Here is a 21,129-nt window from a genome sequence, read left to right as displayed (position 1 = left end):
AATACCGAATCGTTAGGAAATGCCTGGTTGTGCGGGCTTCCCAAACGCGGTCGCATACAGCCATGCGGCTGTCCGTTTCAGAGACCGTCGAGTGGGACTGTGTGTGGCTCAGAACACATCGGCCCTGTTCTCGGTTACTGTCCGGACATGGCGGATCGCGGTCTGGTGGGGGTCTGCGATCGGCCGATGCCGGACCAAGCGACGTCCCATCGGGAGAGGGCAGGTAAACGATGAGGTTTGAACGATCACACGCACGCAGGACGGCCTTTGTGGCCGTGGCAGGCAGCCTCGCGCTGCTGGCCACCGCGTGTGGTAGTGGCGATGACGGAAGCAGCAGCGGCGGCAGCACGGCCGGCGCGCTCGAGGGTCGGGGGCCGATCACACTTGCCAGTGGCAAGGACACGTCCGGAAACCTTCAGAACCAGCTCAACGCCTGGAACGCCAAGCACCCGAACGAGAAGGTGGAGCTGAAGGAGCTCCCCGACGACGCGGATGCGCAGCGGCAGCAGATGGTGCAGAACGCGCAGAACCAGTCCGACGCGTACAGCGTGCTGGTGACGGACGTCGTCTGGACGTCGGAGTTCGCGGCGAACCAGTGGATCACCCCGATCCCCGAGGACAAGGTGCCCGACCTGGGCAAGCTGGTCCCGGCGACGGTGGAGACCGCCAAGTACCGCGACAAGCTGTACGGCGTGCCGATCACCTCCGACGGTGGTCTGCTCTACTACCGCAAGGACCTGCTGACGGCGGCCGGCATCACCGACGCGCCGAAGACCTGGGACGAGCTGCTGGCCGACTGCCAGAAGGTCGCCGCAACCCCGGGCGGCAAGGGCATGAACTGCTACGCGGGTCAGTTCGAGAAGTACGAGGGCCTGACGGTCAACTTCTCCGAGGCGGTCAACTCCGCGGGCGGCTCGATCGTCGACAAGGACGGCAAGCCGGACGTCGACACCCCGCAGGCGCTGGCGGGTCTGCAGGAGCTGCAGAACGGCTTCAAGACCGGTGCGATCCCGAAGGCCGCGATCACCTACAAGGAAGAGGAGAGCCGGCGCGCTTTCCAGGACGGCAAGCTGCTGTTCCTGCGCAACTGGCCCTACGTCTACTCGCTGGCGAACAAGACCGACGGTTCGTCGAAGATCGCCGGCAAGTTCGCGGTCGCGCCGCTGCCGGGCAAGGACGGCCCGGGCGTCTCGTCGCTGGGTGGTCACGACTACACGATCAGCTCGTTCGCCAAGAACAAGGCGACCGCACTGGACTTCATCAACTTCATGGCCAGCGAAGCCCAGCAGAAGGACAACCTGTCCAAGACGTCGCTGGCGCCGACCTGGGCCTCGCTGTACGACGACCCGACGCTGATCAAGCAGTTCCCGTACCTGCCCCAGCTGAAGGCCTCCATCGCGACCGCCCAGCCGCGGCCGCGAGTGGTCAAGTACGGCGACGTGACGGCAGCGATCCAGCAGGCGGCGTACGACGCCCTCAGTAAGGGGTCCGACCCCAAGGCGACGCTCACGGCGCTGCAGACCAAGCTGCAATCGCTCATCACGCCCTGACCGATGCGCCTGGGCCGGTGCGCGGTGAGTGACCGCGTGCCGGCCCCGGCCAGTCCCTGCCCGGGTTCGCCCGGGAAGCACTAAGGAGGCGCAGGTGACTGTAACCGCGCCGGTCGCAGAACGGCCGGCCAAGGAACCGAAGCAATCGAAGCGACCGCAACGGTTCAACGAGGGCACCGGCCGGCTGGCCGCGCTGCTGCTCTCTCCCACGCTGCTGGTGCTCGGGCTCGTCGTACTGTTCCCGATCATCTCGGCGTTGCGTGAGTCGCTGTTCACGAGTGGCACCAAGCTCGACGCGAACGGCTTCATCGTGAAGGGCTCGACGTTCGTCGGGCTGGACAACTATCTGGACATCTTCAAGGGCGACACCGGCCACCGGTTCTGGAACGCGTTCTACAACACGACGTTCTTCACCGTGGTCTGCGTCGTACTGGAGACCGTGCTCGGCGTCGCGATGGCGCTGATCATGCACAAGGCCTTCAAGGGCCGCGGTATCGTCCGGGCCAGCATCCTGGTCCCGTGGGCGATCCCGACCGTCGTCTCGGCGCTGCTGTGGAAGTGGATCTTCCAGGCCGACGGCGTCGCCAACCAACTCATCGGCGCGCAGGTGCTGTGGTCCACCGAGGGCTGGCAGTCCAAGCTGTCGGTGATCATCGCCGACACCTGGAAGACCGCACCGTTCATCGGCCTGCTGGTCCTCGCAGGACTACAGACCATCCCGGCCGAGGTCTACGAGGCGGCGAAGGTCGACGGCGCGAGCGTCTGGAAGACCTTCACCCGGATCACGCTGCCACTGGTGAAGCCGGCACTGCTGGTGGCAGTGCTGTTCCGGATCCTCGACACGCTGCGGATCTTCGACCTGCCGTTCGTGCTGGTCGGCCCGCACAAGGACTCGGTCGAGACCTTGTCGATGCTCGCGTACGACCAGGCGTTCAACACCAGATACGGGCCGGCGGCCGCTTATGCGACGGTGCTGTTCATCTACGTCGCCGTGGTCGCCTATGCCTTCGTGAGGATTCTCGGAGCTGACGTGATCGGTGAAGCCCGGGCCAAGAAGCCCGGTGGCGGTGGCGGCGGCGGCAAGCGCTGGAAGAAGAAGAACGCGGTCAAGGGCTCGGCCGACACGTCGGTCGGCGCCGTTGCCATGGGAGGTGGAGCGTAATGGCTGCCGTAGCTCCCCAGCCGGCCGAGGCCGGTCCGATCCGTCGCTGGGCGCCGCTGGCCGGCGTCGCGGTGATCGTGATCTACTGCCTCGCGCCGTTCTACTGGATGGTGGTGTCGGCGCTGCGCCGGCCGTCCGACCAGTTCTCCAACAAGATCATCCCGGCGCCGTTCTCGATCCAGAACTTCAAGGATGTCTTCGCCGGCTCGAACGGTTTCGGCCGGGGCCTGCTGAACAGCCTGATCGTGGCCGGCACCGTGACGATCCTGACGCTGATCATCGGCATGGTCGCCGCGTACACGCTGGCCCGGCTCGACTTCAAGTTCAAGAACGTCGTGCTGGCCATCATCATCACCACGTCGATGTTCCCGGGCATCTCGCTGGTGATTCCGCTGCTGAAGCTGTTCATCGACATCAAGTGGATCAACACCTACCAGGCGATGATCGTGCCCAGCCTGTCGTTCGCACTGCCGCTGGCGGTGTGGAACCTGACCTCGTTCTTCCGGCAGATGCCTCAGGAGCTCGAGCAGGCGGCCATGGTGGACGGGTGTACTCCGGCCCAGGCGTTCCGCAAGGTCATCATCCCGTTGGCCGCGCCTGGCGTGTTCACGACCGCGATCATCACCTTCATCGCGGCCTGGAACGAGTTCCTGATCGCGCTGAGCATGACCAACAAGAAGTCGATCCAGACGGCGAACGTGATCATCTCGCAGTTCACCGGTACGACGGGCCGCGACCAACCGTTCGGCAGCCAGATGGCCGCCGGTGTGGTGGTCACGATCCCGTTGGTGATCGCCGTACTGCTGTTCCAGCGACGCATTGTCGCCGGGCTGACGGCAGGCGGCGTGAAGTGAGCGCCGACCGGGACCGCCGCGATCGCGAGGATCGTGACCGGCGGGACCGCGAGGAACGGGACCGTCGCGACCGCGAGGACCGTGACCGGCGGGACCGGGACGACCGGGATCGTCGGCGGTAGCACCGAACAAAGAAACGGCCGGAGCCTGAGCTCCGGCCGTTTCTTGTTGGATCAGACCTCGAGCCACACAGTGGTGTCCACCGGGAGTACGCCGTCTGCCAGCGGCTCGCTGGCGAGGAGCACCCGCTGGTGGGGTGGCAGCGTGACCGGGGTGTCGCTGATGTTGACCACGCAGCGGAAGCCTGGCTCGCGGGTGAAGGAGAGGATTCCGTCCGGGGTGTCGGCGTCCCAGACCAGGCGGCCTTCGCCGAGCGCCGGGTGGTCGCGGCGGATCCGGAGCGCGGCCTTGTAGAGGCTCAGGTGGCTGTCCGGGTCCCCAGCCTCCGCCTCGGCGGTCAGGCCGGACCAGTCGGCGGGCTGGGGGAGCCAGGGCTGGCCGGTGCCAGGGCCGAAGCCGTACGGCGGTTCTGATCCGGACCAGGGGATCGGGACCCGGCAGCCGTCGCGGCCGCGGACGGTGTGGCCGGAGCGTTCCCAGGTCGGGTCGTCGAGCACGTCCTCCGGCAGGTCCTCGACCTCGGGCAGTCCGAGCTCGTCGCCCTGGTAGATGTACGCGCCACCAGGCAGCGACAGCTCCAGTAGCGCAGCGGCTCGGGCTCGCCGCAGACCGAGCGCCAGATCGGTCGGTACGACGCCCGCGCCCTCGAGCGCGTCCCGCTTGTCGCGGCCGAACCGGGTGCGGTGCCGGATCGTGTCGTGGTTGCTCAGCACCCAGGTCGCCGGCGCCCCGACCGCCCACAGGTTGTCGGTGGTGTGGTCGATCACCTCACGCAGTTCCTTCGCGTCCCACGCCGCACGCAGGGCGTCGAAGTTGAAGGCCGAGTGCAGTTCGTTCGGCCGCACGTACTGCGCGAGTCGCTCGGCCGGCGACAGCCACGCCTCCGCCACGAACACCCGCGGTCCCTGCGGTGTATCGGCGTACTCGTCCGCGATCGACCGCCAGCGCTGGTGGATGGTGTGCACCCCGGGCTGGTCGTAGAACGGGTTCCCGACGTACTTCTCCCGGGTCGGCTCCCCGTTGTGTAGCGGTACGTCGGGCAGCGCCGGATCCTTGGCCATCGAGTCGGCCACGTCGATCCGGAACCCGTCCACGCCGCGGTCGAACCAGAACCGCAGGATCGCGTCGAACTCCTCGATCACCTTCGGGTTGTCCCAGTTCCAGTCCGGCTGGGAGATGTCGAACAGGTGCAGGTACCACTGCCCGTCCTCGATCTGCTGCCACGCGCCCCCGCCGAACGCGGCCGGCCAGTTGGTCGGCGGCCCGCCGTCCTTGGAGTCGCGGAACCAGAACAGGTCCCGCTCGTCAGAACCCTTGCCCGCCGCCAGCGCCGCCTTGAACCACGGGTGCTCCCAGGAGCAGTGGTTCGGGACCAGGTCGATCAGGATCCGCAGGCCCAGCGCGTGCGCCTCGGCGATCAGCGCGTCGGCGTCCGCGAGGGTGCCGAACTCCGGGTTGATGTCGCGGTAGTCGGCGACGTCGTACCCGCCGTCGAGCAGCGGGGACGGGTACCAGGGGCTGATCCAGATCGCGTCGACGCCGAGCTCGGCGAGGTACGGCAGCCGGGCGCGGATCCCGTTCACGTCGCCGGTGCCGTCACCGGTGGCGTCGGCGAACGAGCGCGGGTACACCTGGTAGACGACGGCGCTACGCCACCAGTCGTCAGCTGGTCTGATCTCAGGATCGGTCATGTGATCTAGCCTGACATGGCGCCCGGGGGAGGCTGTGACGGTCGTCTCAGCACAGACCCCGGCTGTTGTCCTGATCACCAGGGTGGCTAGTGTCAGAAGCCCGTACAGGCGAGAGAGGGACCACACTCGTGGATCTGATGGAATTCCAGGCGAAGACGGTCTTCGCCAAGCACGGCGTGCGGACGACCGTCGGTGCGGTCGTCACCAGCCCGGAAGAGGCGCGCGCGGCGGCCGAGAAGATCGGCGGCCGGGTAGTGGTGAAGGCCCAGGTGAAGACCGGTGGCCGCGGCAAGGCCGGCGGTGTCAAGCTGGCGAGCAGCCCGGACGAGGCCGAGGAGAAGGCCCGCGAGATCCTCGGGCTGGACATCAAGGGTCACGTCGTCAAGATCCTGAACATCGTCCCGGCCGCGGCGATCGCGGAGGAGTACTACTTCTCCTTCCTGGTCGACCGGGCCAACCGCAACTACCTCTGCATCGCCTCCGCCGCCGGCGGTATGGAGATCGAGGAGATCGCCCACACCGACCCGACCGCGATCGCGCAGATCTCGATCGACCCGGCCAAGGGTGTGGACGAGGCGAAGGCGCGCGAGATCGCGGTGGCCGCGAAGTACCCGGCCGACGTGATCGACGCCGTCGTACCGGAGATCGTCAAGCTGTACGACGTCTTCATCGCCGAGGACGCCTCGCTGGTCGAGGTGAACCCGCTGGTCAAGCTCGAGGACGGCAACGTCGAGGCGCTCGACGGCAAGGTCACCCTGGACGAGAACGCGGACTTCCGGCACCCGGACCACGCCGAGTTCGAGGACGTCTCGGCGGCCGACCCGCTGGAGGCCGCGGCCAAGGCCAAGGGCCTGAACTACGTGAAGCTGGACGGCTCGGTCGGCATCATCGGCAACGGCGCCGGCCTGGTCATGTCCACCCTCGACGTCGTGGCGTACGCCGGTGAGGAGTTCGGCGGCGTCAAGCCGGCCAACTTCCTCGACATCGGCGGCGGCGCGAGCGCCGAGGTGATGGCGAACGGTCTGGAGATCATCATCTCCGACCCGCAGGTGCAGAGCGTGTTCGTGAACGTCTTCGGCGGCATCACCGCCTGCGACGCGGTCGCGAACGGCATCGTCCAGGCGTTCGAGCTGCTGGCGAGCCGGGGCGAGGCCGTCTCCAAGCCGCTGGTCGTCCGGCTGGACGGCAACAACGCCGAGGAGGGCCGCCGCATCCTCGACGAGGCCGGGCTGGCCGGTCTGGAGCGGGTCGACACGATGGACGGCGCCGCCAAGCGCGCCGCCGAGCTGGCTGCGAAGTAAGGGATCGCCGAACAATGTCTATCTTCCTGACCAAGGACAGCAAGGTCATCGTCCAGGGCATGACCGGCTCCGAGGGCACCAAGCACACCACCCGGATGCTTGCCTCGGGCACCAACATCGTCGGCGGCGTGAACCCCCGTAAGGCGGGTCAGAGCCAGGACTTCGACGGCAAGTCGGTCGCGGTGTTCGGCACCGTCGCGGACGCCGTCAAGGAGACCGGCGCGAACGTGTCGGTCATCTTCGTGCCGCCGAAGTTCACCAAGGACGCCGTACTGGAGGCCGTCGAGGCCGAGGTGCCGCTGGTCGTGGTGATCACCGAGGGCGTGCCGGTGCACGACACCGCCGCGTTCTTCGCCGCCGCGCAGGCGTCCGGCAAGACCCGGATCATCGGCCCGAACTGCCCGGGCATCATCACCCCGGGCGAGTCGAACGCCGGCATCATCCCGGCCAGCATCGCCGGCCAGGGCCGGATCGGCCTGGTGTCGAAGTCGGGCACGCTGACCTACCAGATGATGTACGAGCTGCAGGACTTCGGGTTCTCCAGCGCGATCGGGATCGGCGGCGACCCGATCATTGGGACGACGCACATCGATGCGTTGCAGGCGTTCCAGGACGACCCGGACACCGACGCGATCGTGATGATCGGTGAGATCGGTGGTGACGCCGAGGAGCGGGCGGCCGCGTTCATCAAGGAGAACGTGACCAAGCCGGTCGTCGGGTACGTCGCCGGCTTCACCGCGCCGGAGGGCAAGACGATGGGCCACGCCGGCGCGATCGTCTCCGGCTCATCCGGTACCGCGGCCGCGAAGCAGGAGGCCCTCGAGGCCGTCGGTGTGAAGGTCGGCAAGACGCCGAGCGAGACCGCCAACCTGATGCGCGAGATCATGCAGGGGCTCAGCAAGTAGCTTCACGTCGAGACGGGACCTGTCCTTAACGGGGCAGGTCCCGTTTCTATTTGTAAGCGGCCGATCGGTCGACAGCGCGGGCGACCGTCTCGTTGAACGACGTGTCGGAGATGTCCAGGCCCTTCAGCACCGGGAACAGCACGTAGACCGCCCGGTCCCCGGACCCGGCGATACCGATCCGGTAGGCGAACTTCTTCCCGTCACCGCTGTCGTACGTCGCCTTCCAGCTCTTGCCCTTGATCGTGCTGGTCTGGATGGTGCCGGTCGACTGGACGCTGGCGTTCGAGACGTTCTTCTCGCACGCGTCGACGTTCTTGCGGATCTGGCTGACGAAGTTCGCCGCCGCGGTCGGCGTCGCGAACTTGGCGACCGTGTCGTCGAGGCCGAACTCGGTCGGCACCTTCGCCTCCGGCGTCACGTACGTGACGGTGCCGAACTTGGTCGCTTTGGCCTTCTTGAGGTCGATCTTCTCGCAACCGCCGCTGCCGTTGCTGTTGCCCTTCGCCGCCGGCGCGCTCACCCACGGCTTGTTGATCTCGTCCAGCAGCGGCAGGTCGACCGAGGCCATGAACCCGGGGGCATCGACGTTCGGCAGCAGTGCCGGCTTCGCGACCGCAGCGCCGGTGCCGCAGCCGCCGGACTGGGCGCAGATCTTCTTCGCCGCGACGTTCGCCGTGGCCAGGACGGCGTCCGGCTTCGGTGGCGTGGCCGACAGGGTGTCGTGCTCGACAACCACCGTGGCCTGGCCGGCCAGCGTGACCGCGACGGTCTTGTACTTCGTCTTGGAGCCGGGGACCATCCCGAACACCGCGATCACGCCGCGCTCGCCGACGCCCGTCGTCACGTAACCGGAGGACAGCCGGGTCTGGGCGGCCGTGCATTGGCTCAGCCAGTGGACGACCGAGGTGTAGGTCTTCGCCGCGGTGGTCTTGTCGCTCGACACCTCGACGTACTGCACGGCGGTGTCCTTGGTGGTCGCGTTGGTGAAGTTGCGGACCCAGGTGCGCAGGCCGGACGGGTCGGCGAACCGCTGCGCCTGGCAGACGAACGCGGTGTCCGGCGCGGCGTCGCCGTCCGCGGTGTTGGTCACCGCCCAGGTGCCGGTCGCGCCGAGCGACTTCGCGCCCACGGCGTCGAGCAGCGCCTTGTCGTCGGCCAGCACGTTCGAGTCGTTCGGCTTGTCGTCCGAGGGACCGTTGCCGATCTTCGCGTCGGCCTTCTTGTCGCCGCCGAACGCGTTCAGGGCAGCGACACCGCCGCCGCCGACCAGCACCACGACCGCGACACCGGCGGCGATCGTCTGGTTCCGCTTGCGCGCCTGCTGGCGGCGCGCTTCCCGGGCAGCGGCGCGACCGCCCGCGCGTGATGCACGGTGGGAACCCGCCAAAGCTCGTCCTCCTGACTGATTCCACCTGACAGTACCCGGTGGACCCACGCCACTCCCAACTCAACTACCAGGACGTAAAACCCCGGAAACAGAGCGTGAGTAGGCGCGCCGAAGTCTTCCACATCCGGCGTGTCAGTTCGAGTGGCGTCCGTGCGCGGGGAGACGATGGGAGTCAGATGACCGACATGCTGAGCCGCCCGGGCGCCCGGGACGGTGAATCGAGCGCAACGCCCACGTCGGAGATCGCCGCCCAGACCAAGCCGTTGATCGTTTCGGCCGTGATCTCGGCGGGAGCCTGCCTGCTGACCGGTCTGCTCACCTGCGCCGCGGTCGCGGTGATCGGCTGGCTCGGAGCGACGTTCGGCGGGGCGTCAGGCGCCGTACGGGCCGGTGCGGCGGTCTGGCTGGTCGCGCACAAGTCCGCCGTCACAATTGGCAGCAGCACGCTCGGCACCGGCCGGCTCAGCGTCGCGCCGCTCGGTCTGACCCTGTTCTTCGCCTGGTGCCTGTACCGCGGCGGCAAGTCAGCGGCCCGGTCCAGCGCGGCCGATCGCAGCCGGGACCTGTTCTCGCTGGCCGGAATGTTCGCGCTCATCTACGGCCTCGGCGGGCTCGTCGTGGCGTTGCTCACTGCGGACGGCGCGCTCAAGGCGTCGCCGTTGTCCGCGTTCCTCGGCGCCTTCTCGCTGGCGTTGGTGGCCGGTACGGCGGGGATTCTGGTCGAGTCTGGTGCCGCGGCGGACCTCGCGGACGCGACTCCGCCCGGTCTGCGGCACGTGTTCCCGGCCGCGATGGCCGCCGTACTGACCGTGATCGCGCTGGCGTCAGTGATGTACGGCGTACTGCTCGCGATCCACTTCTCCCGGATCACCGGGATGCTCGAGCTCCTGGACGCCGGCGTGATCGGGTCGGTCGTGCTGTTCGCGATCTGCCTGATGCTGGTGCCGAACATGGTGCTGTACGTCGTCGCGTTCCTGGCCGGACCTGGATTCCAGCTCGGGACCGGGACCACGATCGCGCCGACCGGGGTGGATGTTGGGAACCTGCCGGCTTTTCCGCTACTGGCTGCCGTACCTGCCGACGGCGCGACTCCGTCGTACCTGCTGGTGCTGACGGCAGTGGTGCCGCTGCTGGCGGGCGCGGTCGCCGGGCTGGTCGTCGTACGGCGAGGGCTCGCGGAGCGGGATGCGTTTGCGCTGGGGTGGGACGCGTTCGCGCTGCGGGGTGCGATGGCGGCGCTGCTCGCGGGGATCGTTGTTTTCGTGCTGTTGGCGATGTCGGGTGGGTCTGCCGGGCCTGGGCGGATGTCGGTGGTCGGCGTTCCGGGCGCGCTGCCGGCGGCCGGCGTACTGGCCGCTGGGATGGCGATCGGGGCCGCGGTGACGGCCGCTGTGGCCGCCTCGCGCCGACCGGCTGAGGATCAGGTCGACGCCTGACGATAGGCTTCCCGCCGTGACTTCTGCTTCTGATTCCGGGTCTGCACGCCTGGTCGTGCTCGTGTCCGGATCGGGATCGAACCTGCAGGCACTGCTCGACGCCTGTGCCGACCCGGCGTACGGCGCTCAGGTTGTCGCCGTCGGCGCTGACCGGGACGGCATCGTCGGGCTGGACCGGGCCGAGGCTGCCGGCGTACCGACGTTCGTGCACAAGGTGAAGGCCTACCCGGAGCGAGCGGACTGGGACCGGGCGCTGACCGCGTCGGTCGCGGAGCACAAGCCGGACCTGGTCGTGTCGGCCGGCTTCCTGAAGCTGGTCGGCGACGACTTCCTCGGGGCGTTCGGCGACCGGTACATCAACACTCACAACGCGCTGCTGCCGGCCTTCCCCGGGATCCACGGTCCGCGGGACGCGCTGGAGTACGGCGTGAAGGTCGCCGGGGCGACGCTGTTCTTCGTGGACGGCGGCGTCGACACCGGGCCGATCATCGCGCAGGTCGTCGTACCCGTCGAGGACGACGACACCGAAGACACCCTGACCGAACGGATCAAGGAGGTCGAACGCCGCCAGCTGGTGGAGTGGGTCGGCCGCCTGGTCCGGGAGGGCTGGACCATCACCGGACGAAAGGTTCGACTGAAGTGAGCACCGACCGCAGGCCGATCCGCCGCGCGCTGATCAGCGTCTACGACAAGACCGGTCTGGAGGAGCTCGCGTCCGCACTGTCGAAGGCCGGCGTCCAGATCGTCTCGACCGGTTCCACCGCGGCCCGGATCGCGGCGGCCGGCGTACCGGTGATGAAGGTCGAGGAGCTCACCGGGTTCCCCGAGTGCCTGGACGGGCGGGTGAAGACGCTGCACCCGCGGGTGCACGCCGGTCTGCTCGCCGACGTACGCAAGCCGGAGCATGTCGAGCAGCTGGCCGAGATGCGGGTCGAGCCGTTCGACCTGCTGATCAGCAACCTGTACCCGTTCACCGAGACCGTCGCGTCCGGCGCGTCGGTGGACGAGTGCATCGAGCAGATCGACATCGGCGGACCGTCGATGGTCCGCGGTGCGGCGAAGAACCACGCGAACGTGGCTGTCGTCGTCTCGCCGTCGCGCTATCCGGAGATCGTCGCCGCGCTGGACGAGGGTGGTTTCTCGCTGGAGCAGCGGCGGCAGCTGGCCGTCGACGCCTTTGTGCACACCGCGGAGTACGACGTCGCTGTTGCGTCCTGGATGGGGTCCAACCTGACGGACACATCCGAGGGGTCCGGCTTCCCGGCGTGGGTCGGTTCGGCCTGGGACAAGTCCGCCGTACTGCGTTATGGCGAGAACCCGCACCAGCCGGCCGCCCTGTACCTGAACGGCCGCGGTGGATTGGCTGCCGCTGAGCAGCTGCACGGCAAGGAGATGTCGTACAACAACTACGTCGACGCCGACGCAGCCCGCCGTACCGCGTATGACTTCAGCGAGCCCGCAGTCGCGATCATCAAGCACGCCAACCCGTGCGGGATTGCCGTCGGCAAGGACATCGCCGAGGCACACCGACGGGCGCACGAGTGCGACCCGGTGTCGGCGTACGGCGGTGTGATCGCGACGAACGCACCCGTCTCGGTCGAGATGGCCAAGCAGGTCGCGGAGATCTTCACCGAGGTGCTGGTCGCACCTGCCTTTGAAAACGGTGCGGTCGAGATCCTGCAGGGCAAGAAGAACATCCGCCTCCTGGTCGCGCCGGCCGTCGACCCGAGCGAGGTCGTCGAGATGCGCGCGATCAGCGGCGGCCTCCTGCTCCAGCACCGCGACCGCTTCCAGGCCCCAGGCGACGACCCGGCCGCGTGGACCCTCGCCGCCGGTGACGCCGCTTCGCCCGAGGTGCTGGCTGACCTCGCGTTCGCTTGGAAGGCGTGCCGCGCGGTCAAGTCCAACGCGATCCTGCTGGCCTCCGACGGCGCGTCGGTCGGCGTCGGCATGGGCCAGGTCAACCGAGTCGACTCCTGCCGTCTCGCGGTCTCCCGAGCCGGCGACCGCGCCACCGGATCGGTCGCCGCCTCCGACGCCTTCTTCCCCTTCCCCGACGGCCTCGAGGTCCTGATCGAAGGCGGCGTCAAAGCAGTAGTCCAGCCCGGCGGCTCCATCCGAGACGAAGCCGCCATCGAAGCCGCCACCAAAGCCGGCATCACCATGTACTTCACCAACACCCGCCACTTCTTCCACTAAGCCCTTGTCCAACCAGATCGATAGCCCGCGTTTGCAGACCCTCGATCCGGATCGGACCGAGGAGTTCTGGGCCGACATCGCCGTACAAGGCACGCCGTTGGTCGAGCCGGTGCCGGACGACGACCAGCACGTCTGGCTGACATTCCTCTACCGGGAGACCGAGCCGGTCGGCAAGGTCGCGGTGTTCGGTGGACCTGCGGGGTGGGACCCGCCGGCCAATCTCATGCGCCATTTGGACGGCACCGACATCTGGTACCTCACCTACCGGATCGGCAGCGATCTACGCAGTACCTACCGGCTGGCAGTCGACGGCGCGGACGGCTCGGCGCTCACGGCGGAGGATTGGGAAGCACACATCGCGAGCTGGTTCGCCGATCCACTCAACCCGGCAACCTTCGTCTATCCCGCTGACGAGTTCCTAGGCTCTGACGAGATCGTGGTGTCCTTGATCGAGCTGCCGGCCGCGCCTGCGCAGCCGTGGCAGGCCCCGCGTGCCGACGCGAACCATGGCGAGGTCGTCCAGCAGCTGCACCGTAGTGAGATCCTCGACAACGAACGCCGCATCTGGGTCTACACCCCGCCCGGCTATCAACCGGACGACGAGCCGTATCCGCTGCTCGTGCTGTTCGACGGCGACGTCGTACGCGGCCCGATCCCATTCCCGACGATCCTGGACAACCTGATCGACGACGGCCGCATCCCGCCGGTGGTGGCCGTCCTCGTCGACAGCCTGACCCAGGAGGTCCGCAACCGCGAACTCCCTTGTGGTGCGCCGTTCCTGGAGTACCTCACCGACGAACTGCTTCCGTGGGCCCGCGCGCAGTACCGGATCACGACCGATCCCGCACGGACGATCGTGGCCGGCCAGAGCCACGGCGGTCAGGCCGCGGCCTTCGCGGGGTTCCGGCGACCAGATGTCTTCGGCAACGTGATCTCGCAGTCGGGCTCGTTCTGGTGGAGCCCTGACGACGACCACGAGCACGAGTGGCTGACCCGCCAGTACGCCGCATCCGAGCGCCGGCCGGTGCGGATCTACCTGGACGTCGGCGTGTTGGAGCGCGGTCCGGCGCCCGACGACGGCCCGTCCCTCCTGGTCGCGAACCGTCACCTACGAACCATCCTGCAAACCAAGGGCTACGACGTCACCTACACCGAATTCAACGGCGCCCACGACTACATCTGCTGGCGAGGCACCCTCGCCAACGCACTGATCGCCCTCTCCACCCACGACCACTAGAACGTACGACGGTACGACACCTGATGCCCGTCGTTGCGGGTCTGGGTGGTTAGCGTCCAGCCGGTTTTGGTGTAGAAGGTTTGGGCCTGGGGGTAGTTGGCGAGGGTCCAGACGATTGCTTCGTCGTACTGCGCGGCGAGCTGCTCGAGTGCCTTCTCCATGAGCGCGGTGCCGACACCTCGGCGCCAGTACGGCGAGTCGACGGCGATCGTGTCGAGCTCGCCAAGCTCCGGGTCAACCGGATCGCGACTCGGCCCGATGCCAACGAATCCGGCGATGGTGTTGTCGATCTCGGCAACCCACCAGTTGCCATCAGCAACAGTCTTCGACCACCGCGCAACCCGCCCGCCGTCCAGCACCATGACCGGCATCAGCTCCCCAAACCCGTCATTCGACGACGCGACATAGACCCGCGCAACCTCCGCCCCATCCCCAACAACAGCGGCACGAATAGTCACCATCCGGCTATCACCTACCTGCGGTCAGCTCAGCCGAGGACGAGACGTTCGTCGCCGAAGTCGGCGATGATTTCGAGCTTGCCACCGAGTGCTTCGACGTACCGCCGGATCGTGCTCAGCTCGGATCGGGCCAGCTCGCCGCGTTCGATCTTGGAGACCGCGGTCTGCGTGATGTGCAGCCTGTCGGCAAGGTCGGTCTGGGTGAGTCCGTGCTCCTGACGTACGTCGGCAAGCCGGTGCGCACGTACCTCGGCCAACGCCGCCTCCTTGAAGGCCGCAACCTCAGTCTCGTCCTGCTGCGTCTTGACGAACTCGCCCCGCACCTCGTTATGCGTTCTGTACTTCACCACTACCTCCTCCTCGTCCGAGTCAGGAATCCCCGGACCGGATCGAACGCAAACAGCACCCGGATGGCCGCTCCGGAGCTCCTTCATGTTCTGGTGACACGGCCACCCGCGCACAATAGTTCCTCTAGGTTCTAGAACCCAAAAGTACTATTGGCCGATCAGTTGCGACGTTCTCACCAGACGTACGCCGAGGGCGGCGATCAGGAGGTTGGCGAGGGTGATGGTGGCGAAGGTTGGGGTGCTGGCGAAGCCTGTGGAGAGGGCTACTGGGGTTACCACCAGGAGCTGGAAGGCTCCGAGGGTTGCAGGTAGGGCGGCCCAGGGGCGGGGCCAGTGGTGGTCTCGGAGTGCCGTGAGGCCGTAGCCGATCAGGCCGAGGTCGGCGATGAGGAGGCCGACGCCGAAGACGGTGCTTGCTGCCGCGGCGGCGGTCGAGTCGCTCGCGGATGAGGCGACCGGGATCAGGACCAGCTCGCCGGGGACCGTCAATGCGAACCCGATGACGGCGAGGAAGGAAAACGTGACGGTCGACCGCCTTCGTCGTACGGCGCCTGAGCGGACCAGCTCGAGGATGCCGTAGGCCATCAGGGCTTGGGTCGCGGCGAAGAAGAGCTGCGCCCACCGGAACTGGGTCACCGAGAGCGGGTAGCTGACGGTGTCCGGTGCGGCGGCTGGTGCGGCGAGGACGATCAGCGCGTTGCCCACGATCGCCAGAGCGGCGCCGAGGATGGCCGCGATGCCGCCGTACGTCGGCTTGGTTGCTCCGAGCGGTTCCGTGTTCGTCTCGATGGTCATGGCCGCGCTCCGTTACTGATGCATTCACTAGTGATGCCACTAGTGAGATCTCTAGTAGATTGTTCGCCGTGGCAGATGTCAAGGGCACGCCGGCACGGCAGTCGCGCCGCGAGCGGGCGCAATCGACCCGCCGGCGCATCGTCGAGGCGGCGTACCAGAGATTCACCGAGCAGGGATATGCGGCGACGACGATGGACTCCGTCGCCGGTGACGCGGGGGTCGCCGTGCAGACGGTGTACTTCACGTTCCGGACCAAGGGCGAGTTGCTACAGGCGGCGTACGAGCACGCGGTCGACGGACCGGACGGCGTACCGCCGCATCTGTCGTCGTGGTGGCAGGCCGCTGAGGCTGCGCCGGAGGTCTCGACGGCGGTACGACTGTTCGTCGACGGCACCATGTCGGTCTTCGAGCGCGCCGCACCACTGGTCTGGGCCGTGCTCGGTGACGAGAATGCCCGGCCTGGCTACGAGTACAACGACGGGCTGCGCCGTGCCGGCTACGAGCGCGCGATCGCCTTCCTCGCCCGCAAGCACGACCTCCGGCCCGGGCTGACCAGTCTTCGCGCCCGCGACATCCTGCTCGTCGTACTAGGGCCGCAGATCTTCAGCCAGTTCACCCGCGACCTCGGCTGGACCAACCAGGAGGTCGCCGACTGGGCCGCGGACGTCCTGCTGGAACAGCTGTTCGGCATCGACGCCTGAGCTGACTCAGTTGGGGATGATGAGGCCTAGGACGGCTATTGCGGCGGCGGTTAGGAAGAGGAAGGTTGTGTCGAACATTCGGCTGCGGACGTGGAGGAGGCCGGCTTTGGTGTCGGAGAGGAAGACGCGGAGGAGGCCGGCCAGGCCTACGCTGCCGGCGAAGATGAGTACGCCGTTGCGCCAGTTGTAGAACCACAGGACGACCAGGCCGGTGAGCGCGACCAGGAGTGACAGCGCGAGCGGCCATTGGCTGCGGCGCTGGGCCTCTCCCGCCATCAGCACGTCACGCTCCCCTTCATTGCACTAGCGATCACTGGGGGAGGCTCGCTTCGGCGGCTTCTACTACGTTGGTGAGGAGCATGGCTCGGGTCATCGGGCCGATGCCGCCGGGCATGGGGGCGATCCAGGCGGCCTGCTCGCGGGCGGCCAGCTCGATGTCGCCGACGATCTTGCCTTCGGCGTTGCGGCTGGTGCCGACGTCGAGCAGTACGGCGCCGGGCTTGACCATGTCCGCCGTGATCAGGCCGGCCGAACCGGCCGCGGCGATCACGATGTCGCCGGTACGGACCATCGCGCCGAGGTCCTTCGTGCCGGTGTGGCACAGCGTCACGGTGGCGTTCTCGCTGCGCCGGGTGAACAGCAGCCCCATCGGCCGGCCCGCGGTCACGCCGCGCCCGACGACGACTACGTGGGCTCCGGCGATCGGTACGTCGTACCTTCGCAGGATCTCCACGCAGCCCTTCGGAGTACACGGCAACGGACCGTCCTGGCCGAGGACGAGCTTGCCGAGGCTGACCGGGTGCAGGCCGTCGGCGTCCTTGGCTGGATCGATGAGCCCGAGGATCGTGTTCGTGTCGACGTGCTTGGGGAGCGGGAGCTGGACGATGAAGCCGGTGCAGTCCGGGTTCTCGTTGAGCTCCTGGACCTTGGCGGCGATCTCGTCCTGGGTCGCGGTGTCCGGCAGTTCGACCTGGATCGACGCGATCCCGACCGCCGCGCAGTCGCGGTGCTTGCCGGCCACGTACGCCCGGCTGCCCGGGTCGTCGCCGACCAGAATCGTGCCGAGCCCGGGCACCACGCCCTGCTCGGCGAGCTTCACGACCCGGACCTTCAGCTCGTCCTTGATCGCGGCCGCCGTCGCCTTGCCATCCAGAATCTGCGCCGTCACGGCTCCAGAGTCTGCCATGCGCCCCCGGACACCGGACTTCCCCCACTCACCAACGCCGCTCCCACGCCCGGCCTTGAGCGTGAAACGCCGGGCGCTGGGCCGAGTACGGCGGGTTGGTGAGTGGGGGAGGTCCGGGTATGCGAACCGCCAGGCCATCACAATCGGCGTCCTGCCGGGCCGCTACGCGGTGGCGCGGTTGAGACGCGGTGATTGTGATGGCCTGGGGGTTCTTAGGTGGTGAGTTTGTAGACGGTGCTGCTGCCGACGGTCGTGGCCGTGTAGTTGGCCGTGACCCAGGCTTGGATCTCGGAGGCGGCGGAGGAGTTGCCGCCGCCTGCACCTCCGCCGCCTTGGCCGCCGGAGATGTAGTAGGTGATCTTGCCTTCGGCGACCCACTGCTTGAACTTCGCCAGGGTGGGCGCGTCGTCCGTACCGCTGAAGCCGCCGATGGCGATGACGGACTTGCCGGTTGCGAGCTCGAGCGACGCCGCCGACTGGGATCCGCTGGTAGCGGCAGCCCAGGTCGTGGTCGTCTTCTCCAGCAGAGCAGTCAACTCACTGCTGGCGGAGGCGTCACCGCCCATGCCGCCGCCACCTTGCGCCCCCGCCTCAGCCGAGGCGGAGGAGCTCGACGTGCCGGAGGTGCCGGACGTGCCGGAGGTGCTGCTGGATCCAGTGCCCGAGGTGCCGGTTGTGCCGGAGGTGCTGGTGGACCCGGTGCCCGAGGTCCCAGAGGTGCCGGATTGGCTGGGTGGTGTTCCACCCCGTCCGCCACCACCTGGGCCGCCACCGGTGCCGCCGCCACCCGTCCCGCCACCCGTCCCGCCGCCCATTCCGCCACCCATGGCGCTGCTGGATGGGCCTGAGGTCGGGATTGACCCGTTGTGCGCCTGAGAAGCAGTAGACGCCGCGTACGCCGTACTCCCGAGCCCAAGCGACACCACAACCGCGAGTACAACGGCCGGCAACGCCCGCCGAGCCCGGCGTCCGACCATCAGGAGAACCGCCCCGAGAACGCCAGCGGCCAGAACGACGTACTTCGCCCAAGGCAGGAACTCCGGCGTACGAGTCAGCAACACGTAGTCCCAAACCCCAGTGGCCAGAACCATTGCGGCCAGCAACCACCGCGCCCGGCGCCCGATCACCACGCCCAAGGCAACCAGCCCAGCAATGGCCGGCGCCAACGCGACCGCGTAGTACGGGTGGATCGTCCCGCTCATGAAGCTGAATACACCCGCGGTCACGAGCAGCCAACCGCCCCACAAGACCAGACCGGCCCGGATCAGATCCGTCCGCGGCGCACGCCGGGTCACCCACACCCCGCCGACCAGCGCGATCAGTGCTGCCGGCAACAACCACGAGATCTCGGTGCCGAAGGAATCACCGAACATCCGCGTGATCCCCGTACTCCCACCAAACCCAGTGTTCCCGCCACCGCCTCCTCCGCCGCCACCACCGTTGCCCGAACCACCCAACAGCCGCCCCAACCCGTTGTAGCCAAGGGCAAGCTCCAGCAGCGAGTTGTTGGTCGACCCACCGATATACGGGCGACTGGACGCCGGCCACAACTCGACCAGAGCGACGTACCAGCCAGCGCTCACGATCATCGCGCCCAACGCACCCAGCAGGTGCAGCAATCGACGACGCAACGAGGTCGGCGCCGCGATCAGGTACACAAGCCCGAACGCCGGCACGACCAGCAACGCCTGCCCCATCTTGGTCAGAAACGCGAACCCGATCGCCACTCCGGCCAGCGCCAGCCAACGCGCCGACGCCTTCTCCAGCGACCGTACGACGAAGTACGCCGCCGCGACCATCAGCAGCACAAGCAACGCATCCGGATTGTTGAACCGGAACATCAGTACGGCGACCGGCGTCAGAGCCAGCGCACTCCCGGCAACCAATCCAGCCACCGGGCCGGCCAAACGCTTGACGGTCAGATACAGCAACCCAACCGCCGCGATCCCCATCAACGCCTGCGGAGCCAGCACGGTGAAGCTGTTGAACCCGAACACCCGCGCAAACGCGGTCGCCACCCACAGCGCGGCCGGCGGCTTGTCGACCGTGATCGCGTTCCCCGCGTCGAGCGACCCGAACAGCCAAGCCTTCCAGCTCTGCGTCCCGGCCAACTCCGCGGCCGCATAGAAACTGTTCCCGTAGCCGGAGGCCGTCAGGTTCCACAGGTACAGGAACGCGGTCCCGACGAGCATCGCGAGCGCGGCCGGCCGGACGTACCCCGCTTGCGAGGCAGGTCCGCGCATCAGCCGCCGGACCCGGCCGGGCGGATGCGCCGGCGGTTCGGCGGGCGGGGCGAGAGTGTTGCCTGGTCGGTCGAGCAGCGTCGTCATGATCGTCTCCAGTTCACGGATGGGTTCCACTGGCGACGATGCCAACCGGGTCTTCGGCCTCCCTGGACATCAGCTGGGAGGTCCCTGTGAGCCGGGAATGCCCACGCCCTTGCCCCGGTTCCAGCAGATAGTTTATTCTTGAACTATCAGACCCCGAGGAGCCAGCATGCCCGCCGTGACCGTCAGTGACATCACTGTCCTGCCCCGCATCAGCCCGCAGGATCCGGCCAACGAGCGCCCGGTCAAGTCCGTGACGTCCGCGCCGAGCGGCTACGAGGGAGAGGGCTTCCCGGTACGCCGGGCCTTCGCCGGCGTGGATCTCCGTGACCTGGACCCGTTCATCCACATGGACCAGATGGGTGAGGTCGAGTACGCGCCGGGCGAGCCGAAGGGCACCCCGTGGCACCCGCACCGCGGCTTCGAGACCGTCACGTACATGCTCGACGGGATCATGGAGCACCAGGACTCCAACGGCGGTGGCGGCGTCATCTCCAACGGTGACACCCAGTGGATGACCGCAGGCTCAGGTCTCCTGCACATCGAGACCCCGCCTGAGCACCTCGTGCTGAGTGGCGGGCTGTTCCACGGCATCCAGCTCTGGGTGAACCTGCCGAAGGCGCTCAAGTGGGCCCCGCCGCGCTACCAGGACATCCGCGGTGGCGACGCGGCCCTGCTGTCCACGCAAGACGGCGGCGCCCTGATCCGCGTGATCGCCGGCGCGGTCGACGGTCACGACGGTCCCGGTTCGACACACAGTCCGATCACGTTGGTGCACGCGACGGTCAGCCCGGGCGCGGAGCTGGTGCTGCCGTGGCAGCCGGAGTACAACGCGCTCGTCTACGTCCTGGCCGGTCAGGGCACCGTCGGCGCCGACCGGCGGCCGATCCGCAAGGGTCAGCTGGCCGTCTTCGGTCCCGGCGACAAGATTCGCACCCAGGCTGGTACGTCGCAATCGCAGGCCGAGCCGAACCTCGACGTACTGGTCCTCGGCGGCCGCCCGATCCGCGAGCCGATCGCGATGGCCGGCCCGTTCGTGATGAACACCCGGGACGAGGTCGTCCAGGCCTTCGAGGACTTCCAGGCCGGCAAGCTCGGCAGCATCCCCGCCGTCCACGGCGCCCCGACCGAGCTCCGTAGTACCGACTAACCCTCGGGATAGAACAAGAACAGCGTGCAGCCCACAGCGGACTGCGGCACGTGTGACGACCCGGCCGGGGCGTGGATGAACGAACCGGCCGGATAGTCGCGGATCCCGTCGTTGAACACGCCGTCGACGACGAACACCTCCTCCGGTCCCGGATCGTGTACGTCGATACCTTCCCAGCAACTGCCGGGGTCCATCTCCAAAACGAACGCCTTGTCGGACCACAGCGGCCGCAACCTGATGCCAGGGAAGAGTTTGCGGACCGGTGCGTCGTGCATCGACGCCCACTCGTAGTTCTGCATACCTCTGATTCTCTGCACTCCGCA

General features: G+C 67.8%; 20 protein-coding genes. 11 read left to right on the top strand and 9 right to left on the bottom strand.

The window, feature by feature from the left end; genetic code table 11:
• Positions 1-269: 269 nt before the first annotated feature.
• The 3 genes from EV650_RS34040 (at position 270) to EV650_RS34030 (ending at position 3,566) form a co-directional block, all read left to right on the top strand.
• On the top strand, positions 270-1,550 hold the full coding sequence (locus EV650_RS34040) for an ABC transporter substrate-binding protein (RefSeq protein WP_238174657.1): 1,281 nt from the start codon (positions 270-272) through the stop codon (positions 1,548-1,550).
• Between the two features lie 94 nt (positions 1,551-1,644).
• The gene (locus tag EV650_RS34035) at positions 1,645-2,712 is read left to right on the top strand and encodes a carbohydrate ABC transporter permease (RefSeq protein ID WP_134123262.1); all 1,068 of its coding nucleotides are present in this window, start codon (positions 1,645-1,647) and stop codon (positions 2,710-2,712) included.
• Positions 2,712-3,566: a carbohydrate ABC transporter permease gene (locus EV650_RS34030; RefSeq protein ID WP_134123261.1), complete on the top strand. Its 855-nt coding sequence runs from the start codon at positions 2,712-2,714 to the stop codon at positions 3,564-3,566. The genes EV650_RS34035 and EV650_RS34030 overlap by 1 nt, the downstream gene beginning before the upstream one ends.
• 173 nt (positions 3,567-3,739) lie before the next feature.
• Here the strand turns inward: EV650_RS34030 and EV650_RS34020 are convergent, their stop codons facing one another.
• On the bottom strand, positions 3,740-5,377 hold the full coding sequence (locus tag EV650_RS34020) for a glycoside hydrolase family 13 protein (RefSeq protein WP_134123260.1): 1,638 nt from the start codon (positions 5,375-5,377) through the stop codon (positions 3,740-3,742).
• 128 nt (positions 5,378-5,505) lie between these two features.
• Here EV650_RS34020 and sucC point away from each other — a divergent pair, with 128 nt between their 5' ends.
• Positions 5,506-6,678, top strand: a complete 1,173-nt coding sequence (sucC, locus tag EV650_RS34015) for an ADP-forming succinate--CoA ligase subunit beta (RefSeq protein WP_134123259.1) — start codon at positions 5,506-5,508, stop codon at positions 6,676-6,678.
• A gap of 14 nt (positions 6,679-6,692) precedes the next feature.
• Positions 6,693-7,583 carry a succinate--CoA ligase subunit alpha gene (sucD, locus tag EV650_RS34010; protein ID WP_134123258.1) on the top strand — a complete coding sequence of 297 codons (891 nt, stop codon included), beginning with the start codon at positions 6,693-6,695 and terminating at the stop codon, positions 7,581-7,583.
• Between the two features lie 46 nt (positions 7,584-7,629).
• Here sucD and EV650_RS34005 read toward each other — a convergent pair whose 3' ends face one another.
• Positions 7,630-8,970, bottom strand: a complete 1,341-nt coding sequence (locus tag EV650_RS34005) for a hypothetical protein (RefSeq protein ID WP_134123257.1) — start codon at positions 8,968-8,970, stop codon at positions 7,630-7,632.
• Positions 8,971-9,146: 176 nt separating this feature from the next.
• On the opposite strand from EV650_RS34005, the gene EV650_RS34000 reads away from it, so the two are divergent.
• Genes EV650_RS34000 through fes form a run of 4 tightly spaced genes read left to right on the top strand, consistent with a single transcriptional unit; the run spans position 9,147 to position 13,842 of the window.
• Entirely contained in the window at positions 9,147-10,406 is a 1,260-nt protein-coding gene (locus tag EV650_RS34000; RefSeq protein WP_134123256.1) for a cell division protein PerM, read from the top strand.
• Between the two features lie 16 nt (positions 10,407-10,422).
• Positions 10,423-11,049, top strand: coding sequence for a phosphoribosylglycinamide formyltransferase (gene purN / locus EV650_RS33995; protein WP_134123255.1), 627 nt, complete (start codon positions 10,423-10,425; stop codon positions 11,047-11,049).
• Positions 11,046-12,605: a bifunctional phosphoribosylaminoimidazolecarboxamide formyltransferase/IMP cyclohydrolase gene (gene purH, locus EV650_RS33990; protein WP_134123254.1), complete on the top strand. Its 1,560-nt coding sequence runs from the start codon at positions 11,046-11,048 to the stop codon at positions 12,603-12,605. The genes purN and purH overlap by 4 nt, the downstream gene beginning before the upstream one ends.
• 4 nt (positions 12,606-12,609) lie before the next feature.
• Positions 12,610-13,842: an enterochelin esterase gene (gene fes / locus EV650_RS33985; RefSeq protein WP_134123253.1), complete on the top strand. Its 1,233-nt coding sequence runs from the start codon at positions 12,610-12,612 to the stop codon at positions 13,840-13,842.
• On the opposite strand, the gene EV650_RS33980 is transcribed toward fes, so the two are convergent.
• From EV650_RS33980 to EV650_RS33970, 3 genes are all read right to left on the bottom strand, one after another.
• A complete protein-coding gene (locus EV650_RS33980) occupies positions 13,839-14,303 on the bottom strand; it encodes a GNAT family N-acetyltransferase (protein ID WP_134123252.1) in 465 nt (154 codons plus the stop codon). The genes fes and EV650_RS33980 overlap by 4 nt on opposite strands.
• 26 nt (positions 14,304-14,329) lie before the next feature.
• Positions 14,330-14,647 (bottom strand): helix-turn-helix domain-containing protein, encoded by a 318-nt coding sequence (locus EV650_RS33975; protein ID WP_238174656.1) that lies wholly within the window; start codon positions 14,645-14,647, stop codon positions 14,330-14,332.
• A gap of 147 nt (positions 14,648-14,794) precedes the next feature.
• Positions 14,795-15,442: a hypothetical protein gene (locus EV650_RS33970; protein ID WP_166678375.1), complete on the bottom strand. Its 648-nt coding sequence runs from the start codon at positions 15,440-15,442 to the stop codon at positions 14,795-14,797.
• A gap of 68 nt (positions 15,443-15,510) precedes the next feature.
• On the opposite strand from EV650_RS33970, the gene EV650_RS33965 reads away from it, so the two are divergent.
• On the top strand, positions 15,511-16,143 hold the full coding sequence (locus EV650_RS33965; RefSeq protein ID WP_166678374.1) for a TetR/AcrR family transcriptional regulator: 633 nt from the start codon (positions 15,511-15,513) through the stop codon (positions 16,141-16,143).
• A gap of 6 nt (positions 16,144-16,149) precedes the next feature.
• On the opposite strand, the gene EV650_RS33960 is transcribed toward EV650_RS33965, so the two are convergent.
• From EV650_RS33960 to EV650_RS33950, 3 genes are all read right to left on the bottom strand, one after another.
• On the bottom strand, positions 16,150-16,419 hold the full coding sequence (locus tag EV650_RS33960; RefSeq protein ID WP_134123905.1) for a DUF3017 domain-containing protein: 270 nt from the start codon (positions 16,417-16,419) through the stop codon (positions 16,150-16,152).
• A 34-nt stretch (positions 16,420-16,453) separates the two neighbouring features.
• On the bottom strand, positions 16,454-17,311 hold the full coding sequence (locus EV650_RS33955; protein ID WP_134123248.1) for a bifunctional methylenetetrahydrofolate dehydrogenase/methenyltetrahydrofolate cyclohydrolase: 858 nt from the start codon (positions 17,309-17,311) through the stop codon (positions 16,454-16,456).
• A 230-nt stretch (positions 17,312-17,541) separates the two neighbouring features.
• Positions 17,542-19,689, bottom strand: coding sequence for a glycosyltransferase family 39 protein (locus EV650_RS33950; RefSeq protein WP_238174655.1), 2,148 nt, complete (start codon positions 19,687-19,689; stop codon positions 17,542-17,544).
• A 136-nt stretch (positions 19,690-19,825) separates the two neighbouring features.
• Here EV650_RS33950 and EV650_RS33945 point away from each other — a divergent pair, with 136 nt between their 5' ends.
• Positions 19,826-20,806, top strand: a complete 981-nt coding sequence (locus tag EV650_RS33945; protein ID WP_134123247.1) for a pirin family protein — start codon at positions 19,826-19,828, stop codon at positions 20,804-20,806.
• Here EV650_RS33945 and EV650_RS33940 read toward each other — a convergent pair.
• Positions 20,803-21,105 carry a cupin domain-containing protein gene (locus EV650_RS33940; RefSeq protein WP_134123246.1) on the bottom strand — a complete coding sequence of 101 codons (303 nt, stop codon included), beginning with the start codon at positions 21,103-21,105 and terminating at the stop codon, positions 20,803-20,805. The two genes, EV650_RS33945 and EV650_RS33940, sit on opposite strands and share 4 nt — an antisense overlap.
• Positions 21,106-21,129 lie beyond the last annotated feature (24 nt).

Origin of the sequence: Kribbella kalugense, from assembly GCF_004365875.1 — a bacterium.
Classification (GTDB): Bacteria; Actinomycetota; Actinomycetes; order Propionibacteriales; family Kribbellaceae; genus Kribbella; species Kribbella kalugense.
This window is presented reverse-complemented; position numbering and strand designations above follow the sequence as displayed.

Coding starts and splice junctions, on each gene's coding strand:
- EV650_RS34030 (WP_134123261.1), top strand. CDS start 2,712: ATGGCTGCCGTAGCTCCCCAGCCGGCCGAGGCCGGTCCGATCCGTCGC.
- EV650_RS34020 (WP_134123260.1), bottom strand. CDS start 5,377: ATGACCGATCCTGAGATCAGACCAGCTGACGACTGGTGGCGTAGCGCC.
- sucD (WP_134123258.1), top strand. CDS start 6,693: ATGTCTATCTTCCTGACCAAGGACAGCAAGGTCATCGTCCAGGGCATG.
- EV650_RS34000 (WP_134123256.1), top strand. CDS start 9,147: ATGACCGACATGCTGAGCCGCCCGGGCGCCCGGGACGGTGAATCGAGC.
- EV650_RS33980 (WP_134123252.1), bottom strand. CDS start 14,303: ATGGTGACTATTCGTGCCGCTGTTGTTGGGGATGGGGCGGAGGTTGCG.
- EV650_RS33970 (WP_166678375.1), bottom strand. CDS start 15,442: ATGACCATCGAGACGAACACGGAACCGCTCGGAGCAACCAAGCCGACG.
- EV650_RS33960 (WP_134123905.1), bottom strand. CDS start 16,419: ATGGCGGGAGAGGCCCAGCGCCGCAGCCAATGGCCGCTCGCGCTGTCA.
- EV650_RS33945 (WP_134123247.1), top strand. CDS start 19,826: ATGCCCGCCGTGACCGTCAGTGACATCACTGTCCTGCCCCGCATCAGC.
- EV650_RS33940 (WP_134123246.1), bottom strand. CDS start 21,105: ATGCAGAACTACGAGTGGGCGTCGATGCACGACGCACCGGTCCGCAAA.